Origin of the sequence: Neisseria sp. HMSC03D10, assembly GCF_001807625.1 — a bacterium.
GTDB classification, from domain to species: Bacteria; Pseudomonadota; Gammaproteobacteria; order Burkholderiales; family Neisseriaceae; genus Neisseria; species Neisseria mucosa.
Map to the genome: position 1 here is coordinate 31,841 of NZ_KV789536.1, position 10,522 is coordinate 42,362.

Below are 10,522 nucleotides of genomic sequence, written 5' to 3' on the forward strand. Positions count from 1 at the left end.
CAACACACAGCCGCCTGAAGGCGGCTGGCAAGCAAAGTCTGCTTGGATTTGGATAACTGCCTGTTTCAACACACAGCCGCCTGAAGGCGGCTGGAGCCTCTCTCAAAAGCCTTGCTCCATCAGGTTTCGCAGCCCTGATTTCGCTAAGCCCCCAAGAAAAGCGCGAACGCGAGTATAACACAGCCTTTTCCGTTATACCCGCATTCGCAATATCCTGATTGTTAAAGAACAATCCCAATTCGCCAACCCTGCCGCATTTTCATGAGAACCGCAGGTTGGCGATTCACACAATCAACGTATCCTTAAACACATCCACCGCCGGTTTCGCGCCGTGGTGTTCCACTTTGCGCCGCCATTTGCTGCCCAGATGATAAAAGCGCAGGCTGTCGGTTTCGGGGTTGTAGGTTTTCAAAAGTTTGTCCTTTAAAACAACCCACTGGTCGGGCGCAATGTCGCATTCGAACACTGAATATTGCACGCGCACGCCGTAGTCCAGACACAATTTCGCCACGCGCCGCAGCCTTGCCTGCCCTTCCGCGTCTTCCAGCGAAATATCATAAGTAATCAGCATCAGCATTTTGTATTCCCATGTGCAGGCTGCTTTAGAGGTCGTCTGAAAACATCCAACCCGTTTTCAGACGACCTGCAAATCTATCTCATCAAAAACGGTGGGTATTCCGCCAAATCCCCGCGCAAATGGCGCGCCAACAGCATTGCCTGAATATACGGCAGCAACCCGATTTCCACTTCTTCGCCCAAAAACGGATGCACGATTTTCTCCTGCTTTTTCGCCTGCAAGGCTTGGAACAAAAGCTTACGTGCCTCCGCTTTCAAGCTTACCGCGCCGCTTGCCTCGGTAACAAAATCCTGCGGTTTGATTTGCCCTCGGTTAATCAGCGACAGCACCAACCTGTCCGCCCACCACGCGCGGAATTCTTCCAAAATATCTTGCGCCAGACTGTCGCGCCCCGGTCGGTCGGCGTGCAGAAAGCCCACCTGTGGGTCCAGCCCCACGCCTTGCAGCGCGCCGCTGATGTCCTTGCCCAACAGACTGTACACAAACGACAACAGCGCATTCACCCTGTCTCTGGGTGGACGGCGGTTACGCCCGTCAAAAGAAAAGCCGCTTTTTTCACTCAAAAGTTGCCCGAACACGCCGAAATAACGCGCCGCCGCATCGCCCTCAATCCCGCGCACCACGTCCAGCCCGTCCGCGCCCTTCAACTGCCGCAGTGAAATATTCAAAGCATCGACCGCACTTTGAATCGCCTCATTCTCGCCGTAATTGCGAATCTGCCGCTGAAGCACCCGCTTACTCGCCTGAATCTTCGCCGCAATGATATTGCGCGCAATCGGCACGGGATTTTGCTCCGACACCCGATACTGCGCCCGACGCAGTAGCACATTGCCACTCTGCCGCCCCTGAAGCCGCCCCAAGAAACGTCCGTTTTCGGTAAAAAACGCCAAATTCACATTATTTTCACCGCAAAACCCCAGCAAAAACGGCGACACCAGCACATTCCCGAAACAGAAAATATGCCCGATGGAATGCACCGGCAACTGCGCCACCTTCTTACGCTCCTGCTCCACCACCAGCGTCTCCCGCTCCTTATGCAGATAGCTGCCTTGGGTGGTGATATAGAGTGTGTTTTGCAGTTTGCGCATGGGGAGAACTCCTTATTTTATGTATCCAAAATCTCTAAATATGATAGACCTTCAAGCATAAAATTAATATATTTCTTTGTATGATTTAAAGATGGAACATCTGAAAGAATAAAAACTTGTTTAGGTTTTTTCTGAACTATTAATTCATCCATTTTCTCTTTTTTAAATTTCTCATATGGCGAATCATCAATCATAGATTTTGAAATAAAAAACGAAGGTCTAACACCACTCTCTTCAAGAGAAAGATCATTTAATTGCGAATCAAATTTAATTTGATAATCACCACTTGATAGTTTATTTATCCACGCTTTTCCATAATAAACTCTCCAACAATTTTGTTCGAGGCTTGACAAATCCTGACCATCAACTTTAATAAATGCTTCTCTCAATAATATTCTCTCTTGATATGGTCTTGGTAATGTTATTGAAAAGTTTTCATTATTTAAGAACGATGAAACCAATACAGATAAAGTTTTAGTTTGATTAGTTGATACTTTATCTTTTTTTGAATCTGAAAGTTGGCAAGTTCGTGAAACACTGATTTCTTTAATCTCAGAAGCATTATCGCTATTTTGTTTTTTAGGTGTAGGTTCTGCCAGATTTACCAAAATCTCACCTGAAGCAACATTTTCATAATGCCCATTTTTATCAATTTCCAGCAACTTAATGCGCCTTTCCTCCTCCGCAAAAGGACAACCAAATTTATGATTTTCAATCGATTTAAAATAAGGTTCTACCTTTCTTTTGTATTTAGGTCGTTCTAAATTTGCACAAGTAACTGCAATACCACACTCCTGATGAGGACATTGAAAGTTTTTTTGACTGCCAATCAAACCTTTCTGATAAGCAATATCCGCTTCTTTCGCATTAATTTTTTTACCTAAATCTAAAGAATATGCTTGTAGCAAACTCATCATCTTTCTCCTTAAATAAAATATAACTAATGGTTAATACATTATTTTCGCCGCAAAACCCCAACAAAAACGGCGACACCAACACATTGCCAAAACAGAAAATATGCCCGATGGAATGCACCGGCAACTGCGCCACCTTCTTACGCTCCTGCTCCACCACCAGCGTCTCCCGCTCCTTATGCAGGTAGCTGCCTTGGGTGGTGATATACAGCGTATTTTGTAATTTTCTCATGTGAAAAACGCCTTGGATTTTGACCGCACTTTTTTAGGTATTTAACAGGGTTGATCCACCTGAAAAACGGTAGGTCGGATTCTCGAATCCGACATTGCCAGTCCACAGCAATCATTTCAAATTACATCAATCTCAACAAATCTTTGGACACAAGTATCAGATCTTGTATCTACGCATATCAGATAAATCAATTAAATAAGTACCGCCATAAAAAAGGCGGTACTACTCAATCAAATTAAACAAAAAACAATCAAGGTTTCAACACACAGGCATCTATAAAGCACCTGGAATTATAGAGTGATCTTCTTACACACCTCCTTTAAAGACAAAAGACAAACAAATGAATATATTCACGAATAGAAACGGAAATATCCATCTATCAAATAGATAATCGTAAATACAGTTAATATTAGTATACTAACAATTTTTCTAATTCCCTTAACATGGAATAAAAATTCATCATCAGCTCTTTTTTCAAAAAGAATTTTCCAGCCTTTATCGTTCCGACTGCCCATTTTTTCTCCCATAACAAGATGTCATGGAATCCATGATAGACCACTTCAAACAGAAAGTCAATTCCTTGACTGTTTATTGTGAGAATAATCTATTTATATACCCCACACTCCGATCCCGTTTCCCCAACAACTCCGGCTGGCAAATCTCCACCAGCGAGCAGGCTTTGCAGCGTTTGCCGTAGGCGGGCAGCGGGGTTTGGCCGCTGTTTAGAAGGTCGCGCACGGCGGCGATGGTGGCGAGTGTTTGGGCGCGCAGGTCGTCTGAAAACGTGATGGGGACGCGGTGGCGGGTTTGCATATACCACAGCGCGCCCTCAGAGACGGTTTGCCCCGTCATTTCTTCCAAGCACAAGCCTTGTGCGCACAGCTGGATTTCGTCCATCGGGTCGGGTTTGGGCTTGCCGCGTTTGTATTCCACGGGTTTCAGACGACTTGTCTTTGTTTCCACTTCCACCAAATCCAACACGCCGCTGATGCCCAGTTTTTCCGCAGACACGTGCACCGTCCGCTCAAAGCGCACGCCCTTGCGCGTTTCCGGCTCGCCCGAATCCACCCGCTCATGCAACGCCTTGCCCTGCGCGGTCAAATAGTTCTCCGCCCACGCCTGCTCGTTATGAATCAAGGCACATTGGCGTGGGCAGAAGGCGTAGTGTTGCAAGGCGGAAAGGGGAATCAGGCGCGTGTCCTGATTTTCCCCTTGGCTTTCGGTTAAAAGTGCGGTCATCTTTTTGAATATTTTAGAAACCGTCGATTTCCTGCGGAGTTAAACCATCAAGTTTTTCCAGTTCATAGCTGCCATCCGCATTCACTTTCAGGCTGCCATGCACTTTGGCCGAAGAATATTGCCCTGCTTTGCTGTTGTGTTCCCACCAGATAAGTTTCAGCACCTGCATGCTGCCTTCGGGGCGGGCGGATGATGCGTCGCCTTCAAAGAGTTTGGTGAGTGCGGCCTTGATTTTTTCGGCATCGCCGTCTGAAAAGCCAGTGCGCTCGGCAAGCTGCGGCGACATCGCGCCGAAGGCAACGTACACGCCGTTATCGACGCGGTGTTTCATGCCCATGGTGTCGGAGCTTTTTTTCATGCCGTCGCCTTCGCCGCTGACGCTTTTGGTGATCTGGGTGCTGGTGATGTTAATCGGCTCAACGCTAAATGCGGATTGAATAGTAACGGGGCCGCGCACAGCGATGGATATGCCGCTGCTGCCGTCGCCGCTGAATGCGAAGACCTGCCCGAAACTGCGTACATCCAGCCATTTTTCACAGGCCTTTTTGGCGGTATCGTCTTTGTCGGCTTTTTTGGCGTTAAAGGCATCCGCACCCAAGCCGACATCTTTGTCTTTGGCGCGGTTGGCCAAGCTGGTCATGCCGTCGGTTTTCTTTTCGTCCGATTGCACAAAAATGCTCTCTCCGCTGTCTTGCAGGCGATCACGGATTTTACGTTTCAGGCATACGTCAGTCATTTCGCCAAAGCCTTGGAAATCAGCACGCGGGCGGTTGCCGTTTAGGGGGTCGCCGTTAGGATTGGCGTTGGTTACTTTCAGGATTAAGGCGAAGTCGATTTTTTTGGTTAAGCTCATCTTAGTTTTCCTTTAAATGGGTTATTCGTGGGTTTTGGATTTGTTGGCAGAAAGCTCGGCAATGCGACGGGCAATTTCCATTTTTTGGCAATGGTAGCCCAAGAGAAATTCGCCGCTTAATTTGTCGTCGCAGGTGAAATCATCGGTGGCAAATAATTCCATGATTTCGCCAATTGCCTGTGCACCGGTATCCTTGCCGTTGTTGCGCAGGCGTTCTTGATAGGGTTTCAACGCCAGCTCAATATTGCGCCATGTAGCAAACGGATGTTCGGCGAAACGCTGCATATAGCGTTCGGCGGTGGTGGCGCGTTTTTCGCCTGCCAAATACAGGGCGTAAGATTCGGTGTTTTCGGCGACGGCAAGCAGCCTGCCATATAAGTAGTCACGCGAGCGGTTTTGGGTATCCAAGCTCATAGGGTAAGTTCTCCGTTGTGATAAATCGTGATGACGGGCGCGCCAGCCTTTGTATAGGGCGCAGGCGACGCCGATGTTTCTTTGCCATTCCCAGTTTTCACAGCCGTTCGGGTTGCAGGCTGCCTGAAAACTTTGACGCACCAAATCTTCAGGAATCGGCACGGATGTTCCGCCTGCGATAACAGGCAGAAGGCGGGCATAAAGCTGTTTTTTGAGCGTGTCGGACAGGGATTTGCCGTACACGGCTTCGGCAATGCTGTAAGGCGACGGCGGGACAAAGCGCCATTGGGTGCGCTTGTCGGTTTTTTTGCCGTTTGGGACTTCAATGCTGTAACGCTGATACCAAGAAAAATCGTCAATCCATGCGTCTAAATTGGTGAAATAGTCGGCGGGCAGAAATTCTTGGTAATAGGTCAGTGCCATGCGTCCCGGTGTGGCGGAATCGAGCATAATCAGGGAGATTTGTTCATGGGCTTTCAATTCTGCCTGATAGCCGTGCAGTTTCTTTTTGATGATTCGCGCAGCAGCACGCCCGATATTTACAGACCAATCGGGGGACGCTTCCGAATTTTCAGGTAGCCTTTGGGTGGCAATTTCATCGGGATTTTCGACTGCACTGATGTCCCAGTTTGCCATATCCGCCCAATTTAGTTCAGTGGAAATGTCTTTCATCGGCGATGGGACGGGTTTGCCGCTGATTGCCCAGGCGACGGTAACTTGGTCACCGTTTCGGATGCCTTGGCGGGAAATCAGCCAACGCAGCGCGCTGTGCGCCTTGGCGGATACGTCTGCCGATACGCTGGCGGCTTCTTCGGCGGTGGCAAAACGCCCGCGAAAGGTGTAGCCCGCCGTGTCGTTGGAAGAAATCAGCTTGGCTTTATCACCCGTGTGGCGCAGTTTGGCAGGGTGCATGGTGGAAATGACGGCTTCTTCGCCCTGCACCAAGCAAAAACCTTTTTCGGCTTTTTCTGAAGCGGCGTAATCCGCCCAAGATTGCTGTATGGTTTTGTCCGTCCAAGTTTGGCTGTGTACGTCGCCCGCAATTTCCACCTGCCAGCACACCAATGCCGAGCCGAATTCAATTTCGCCTTTGGTTTTGGGCAGCACGGAGAAAATCGGCGGCGCATCGCCTTCGGCTTCCCATTTGTTCAACACTTTGCCGTCTGAATCAAGTGGAAATATGCCTGCTTCCACCAAATCGGTAACCACCCGCCCTTTGGCAACATAGTGCAGCACAGCCTGCACTTTGGGATGAGCAAAAGGCGATTCGCACCATGCTTTGAGTTGTTTCAGGTAGCCTTCAAAATAGGCTTTCTTTTCGCCGCCGTAATCGGCGTAATCTTTGGCGACATATTGGATTTTGTCGGCAAGCGGATGCGGGGCTTCGCCGCTGGTTCGGTTTTCAGACGACTCAGTGGCAGGCAGCAAAATCGCTGTTTTCGGCGGCATCACGCGTGCCGTCTGAAAATTGCCCTGACCGTCAATCACGATAACAATATGCGCGTTTTGGATGGTATGCCCGACCGGCGTCAGCGGCTCGGCATCATTGGTACCCCCCTGTTCTAAAATGCTTTCATACGTCCGATAAAGTTTCTGCATCCAGCTCATAATTCCAGCTCCTTGGCTTCGTCTTCCACAGGCTTGACGTTTTCGCCGCGCTTGAACGGTTTTTCAGGCTGCATTTTGCGGATAAATCGGGTTTTCAGGCAGCCTGCACTTTCGTTTACACTGGGAAATTCAATCACGCCGTTTTTCATATTTGCCATCCAAAAACGGCTGACCAATTCGGGCTTTCCTGTTTCTTCGGGATAGCCAAAACTATGGAACATTAAACCGAAATCCAAATTGTCGATTTCATCGTAAACGCCTGTTTTTCCATCTCGACTTGGGCTGCCAAACTCGCAAGGCTCGACATAGCCTTGGCAATCGCGCGTGCCGAGAAAAATATCCTGCCGCCCGCCGCGTTCCAACATTCTTCTGGCAATGGCGATGTGTTTGCCGAAATTGCGGTCGCCTGCCAATTCTTCCCAATGCTCATTCCATTCAAAATGGGCTTCCACTTGGTATTCCACGTCCTGCAAAAAGGTGTAAATTGCCAAAGTATTGCCGCCGTTCCAGTCCAGCGGTTTGGTGGACTTGCTTTGGGTGCGGATGGGTTTCATCACGCGGATGCGGTCGATATACCAAATCAACGTGGGCTTCCAGTAAATGCTTTTGACAATGCCTTTAATAGCTTCGTATGTTGGCACTTGGTAGCTGAATTTTTCGCCGCCAATTTTGGTAACGGGGTCGGTAAACAAGGCTTGCCGCCCCCATACGCGGAAACTGATTTTGCTGTCCATATTGCTCCTATAAATCGTAAAAAGTCATTTCGCTTGTTTCGTCCAAAGACAAGCCGAATTCATCGTTGTAATAGCGTTCATTCAAATAATAAATGCCCGAACCTTCAATAGTTTCATACAGGGCGTTTTCTTTTTGCAATTTACCCCAAACGTTGGGGAAGACGTTCACGCTGTAACGCTGGGCTTTTTTCTTTGCGTCATACATTTCTTTCGGATCCCATTCGCCGCAGAGTTTGGCAATGAGTTCCGCACCTTCACCATACGGCACAATCACGGCGTGTGTCGGCGCGTCTATGGCTTGGAAAGCACGCCCTGCGCTTTTGAAGGATTGCATCAGCAGTTGGATTTTTCCAGTTCTGCGGTTATTTATATTTATATTACTGCCAGGATTGTTTTTATTATCGCTCAGCCAATCCAGCAGTGAACCCGTTGCGCTGTTTTTGACGGAATACAACATTTCATCACTGCGCTGGTAAAAATAATATTCAAAATATCGCTTCATCGCTTCTGGCTGCAAAATATCCTGCCCGGCAAAATCGCGAAACACGCGTTCGGCATGGGTTTTGCCTGCCTGAATATCGGGCAATATCCGCGTAAAATCCTGCTCCTGCAAATTCAACACCCACACCTGCCCTTTGCCTTTTTTCTCGCCATGCCGGTTGCAACGCCCTGCCGCTTGGGCAATGCTGTCCAATCCGCTTAATGCACGAATCACGCAAGCCATCGAAATATCCACGCCTGCTTCAATCAACTGGGTGCTGATGCAGATAACGGGTTCTTTGTTTTTCAGACGAGCTTTGATGGTGTCAAAAATCGCTTTGCGGTGCGCCGCGCATTGGTTGGTGCTGAGATGGAATAAGGATTCGGACGGCATGTTTTGCCTTTGGCAATATTGATAAAGCTCCTGCGCCCATTTTTTGGTATTGACGATAAATAGGCAGCTTGGGGTCGTCTGAAACTGTTCCAGCAAAAACGCGCCCGCTTCATCCACATTCCAACCGCCTGATTTTTCGTTGAATCGGATTTCTACGCGCGATAACTTTTTATAAAGCTCTTCTCTTTGCTCATCAGTTCCCATGATTTCGGCATGTGCAGACTGCTTTAACAAACCGCGCGCGGCAATGCTTTCCCTTTTGCCTTCAGGGAAATTCTGCAAACCCGATTCACCGAGCAAAGGCTGCGTCGCCGTACACAAAACCGCCGTGCTTTTGCCAAATGCCGTCAACCAGTTCAGCACATTGCAAAACAAATGTACGCATTTCACGGGCAGGGTTTGGATTTCATCAAAAATCAGCACCGCATTGGTCATCGGGTGGATATGCCGCGCGCCGCGCGTACCGCCGCCGAACCAAGCATCCAAAAACTGCACCATCGTGGTAAATACAATGGGCTTATCCCAGTTTTCGGACAGCAGTTTGTCCTGCCAGCTTTGCTTTTCGGGTTCTAAATTGGAGTGGTGTTCGAGCACCCACTTCTCACATTCTGAACATTCTCTACATGAATGAAATTCACCATTGTCATCTTCTTTCAAATCTAAACAATAAATTTTACGGACTTCTTCCGCGTTTTGATCAATGATGGAAGTATAGGGAATGATGTAGATGATGCGGTCGAGATTGTGCTTTTGCGCATGATGCAGAGCGTAGCGCAGACTGGCTAATGTTTTGCCGCCACCGGTCGGTACTGTGAGTGTATAAATGCCTTGAGAATCTGATGCTCTTTTTAGACAGTCGTCTGAAATTTTGCGGCGGATTTCGTCAATAGGTTTGATTTCTTCGGCAGGACGATTTTCAAAACCTGCTAATTTGGCTTCCAATTTATCAATTGCTGATTGCCAATCTGGTTTTTTCGCCAAGCGGCGGATTTCTTTTTGCTCTTCCCGTTCAAAATCCGAACTGTTGATACGGTCGGCATCAATCAGGCAGCTAAACAGGAAACGGGTCAGGCAGCCGAGGTAAAACTCTTTGATTTTGTCGTTGCTTGCTGGATCGGAAAGAATCGGTTTCACTGCTTTGAGCAGGCTGCGAATCAGGTTTTCTCCTGCCAATTCATATGCTTTTTGCTGAACGACTTCATCAGCATTTCGTTCGCATTCCACCAAATGTGTCAGTTCATCAGTTTTATTAAACCGTTCAATCCATTTCGGATTACCTTCTCCATCCAAACAGTCAATCAAGCCTTCGCCGTGGTGTGATGCAATGCACAAACCCAGCATTTGTCCGAACAATTCGCCGATACCCTGTGCTGCGCCAAACTTCCTCAATTTGCGATAAACCCATTGTGCTCCGGCGGTGGAATGGTCTCCTCCTTTAAAACTATCTTCGTCATCTTGATCAAAATTGAACCCAATATTATTAACCCTGCGAATGTAGTTTTGGAATTTTTGGGAATATTTGCCGAAATCGTGCATCAACCCAAGCAGTTCGCCTGCTTGTTCTAAATTTAACTTAGTCGCCAATAATTTTGCGATAGCGGCGGCTTCGGTCAGGTGAGTCTGCAAAGGTTGTGGTTTTTGGTCCGATTTTCTGATGTGGGCTATATAGTCGAAATTCACATCGATTCTCCAAATTTAAAACGCGCAAAATTTAACGAACAAGCCATATAAATGGCTTGAAGTGTTGAAAAATCGAAAATCTGTGGAATGAGGTCGTCTGAATGACGGATAAAGGAGATAGTTAGGAACTTATGATGTTATTATTTTATTTGTTATAATTACCCGAATATAATACAGCATTTATAATAAATAACAATATCAATTTGACTATTTGTGAGCAATGGAACAAATCAAACATGCCGAGATCACTCAAATAATGCAGATATAACGATGACAGGTTTTCAGACGACCTTGGATTCGGATTTCAAG

General features: G+C 47.6%; 8 protein-coding genes and 1 pseudogene. All 9 read right to left on the minus strand.

Annotated elements, in window-relative coordinates:
• Positions 1-283 precede the first annotated feature (283 nt).
• The 9 genes and pseudogenes from cas2 to cas3 all read right to left on the minus strand — a co-directional run bounded on the left by cas2 (position 284) and on the right by cas3 (position 10,159).
• The gene (gene cas2, locus HMPREF3066_RS06255) at positions 284-577 is read right to left on the minus strand and encodes a CRISPR-associated endonuclease Cas2 (protein WP_003685729.1); all 294 of its coding nucleotides are present in this window, start codon (positions 575-577) and stop codon (positions 284-286) included.
• 74 nt (positions 578-651) lie between these two features.
• Entirely contained in the window at positions 652-1,665 is a 1,014-nt protein-coding gene (gene cas1c / locus HMPREF3066_RS06260) for a type I-C CRISPR-associated endonuclease Cas1c (RefSeq protein WP_070441268.1), read from the minus strand.
• Between the two features lie 17 nt (positions 1,666-1,682).
• Complete coding sequence (locus tag HMPREF3066_RS06265) at positions 1,683-2,579, minus strand: hypothetical protein (RefSeq protein WP_210385700.1); 897 nt, start codon at positions 2,577-2,579, stop codon at positions 1,683-1,685.
• Positions 2,580-2,616: 37 nt separating this feature from the next.
• Positions 2,617-2,811: pseudogene (locus HMPREF3066_RS06270) on the minus strand (CRISPR-associated endonuclease Cas1); the annotation flags it as partial.
• 588 nt (positions 2,812-3,399) lie between these two features.
• The gene (cas4, locus tag HMPREF3066_RS06275; RefSeq protein WP_070441274.1) at positions 3,400-4,050 is read right to left on the minus strand and encodes a CRISPR-associated protein Cas4; all 651 of its coding nucleotides are present in this window, start codon (positions 4,048-4,050) and stop codon (positions 3,400-3,402) included.
• 13 nt (positions 4,051-4,063) lie between these two features.
• Complete coding sequence (gene cas7c, locus HMPREF3066_RS06280; RefSeq protein ID WP_070441277.1) at positions 4,064-4,903, minus strand: type I-C CRISPR-associated protein Cas7/Csd2; 840 nt, start codon at positions 4,901-4,903, stop codon at positions 4,064-4,066.
• Positions 4,904-4,924: 21 nt separating this feature from the next.
• The gene (gene cas8c, locus HMPREF3066_RS06285) at positions 4,925-6,925 is read right to left on the minus strand and encodes a type I-C CRISPR-associated protein Cas8c/Csd1 (protein ID WP_070441280.1); all 2,001 of its coding nucleotides are present in this window, start codon (positions 6,923-6,925) and stop codon (positions 4,925-4,927) included.
• Positions 6,922-7,659: a type I-C CRISPR-associated protein Cas5c gene (cas5c, locus tag HMPREF3066_RS06290; RefSeq protein WP_070441283.1), complete on the minus strand. Its 738-nt coding sequence runs from the start codon at positions 7,657-7,659 to the stop codon at positions 6,922-6,924. The genes cas8c and cas5c overlap by 4 nt, the downstream gene beginning before the upstream one ends.
• A gap of 7 nt (positions 7,660-7,666) precedes the next feature.
• On the minus strand, positions 7,667-10,159 hold the full coding sequence (cas3, locus tag HMPREF3066_RS06295; protein WP_472684881.1) for a CRISPR-associated helicase Cas3': 2,493 nt from the start codon (positions 10,157-10,159) through the stop codon (positions 7,667-7,669).
• Positions 10,160-10,522 lie beyond the last annotated feature (363 nt).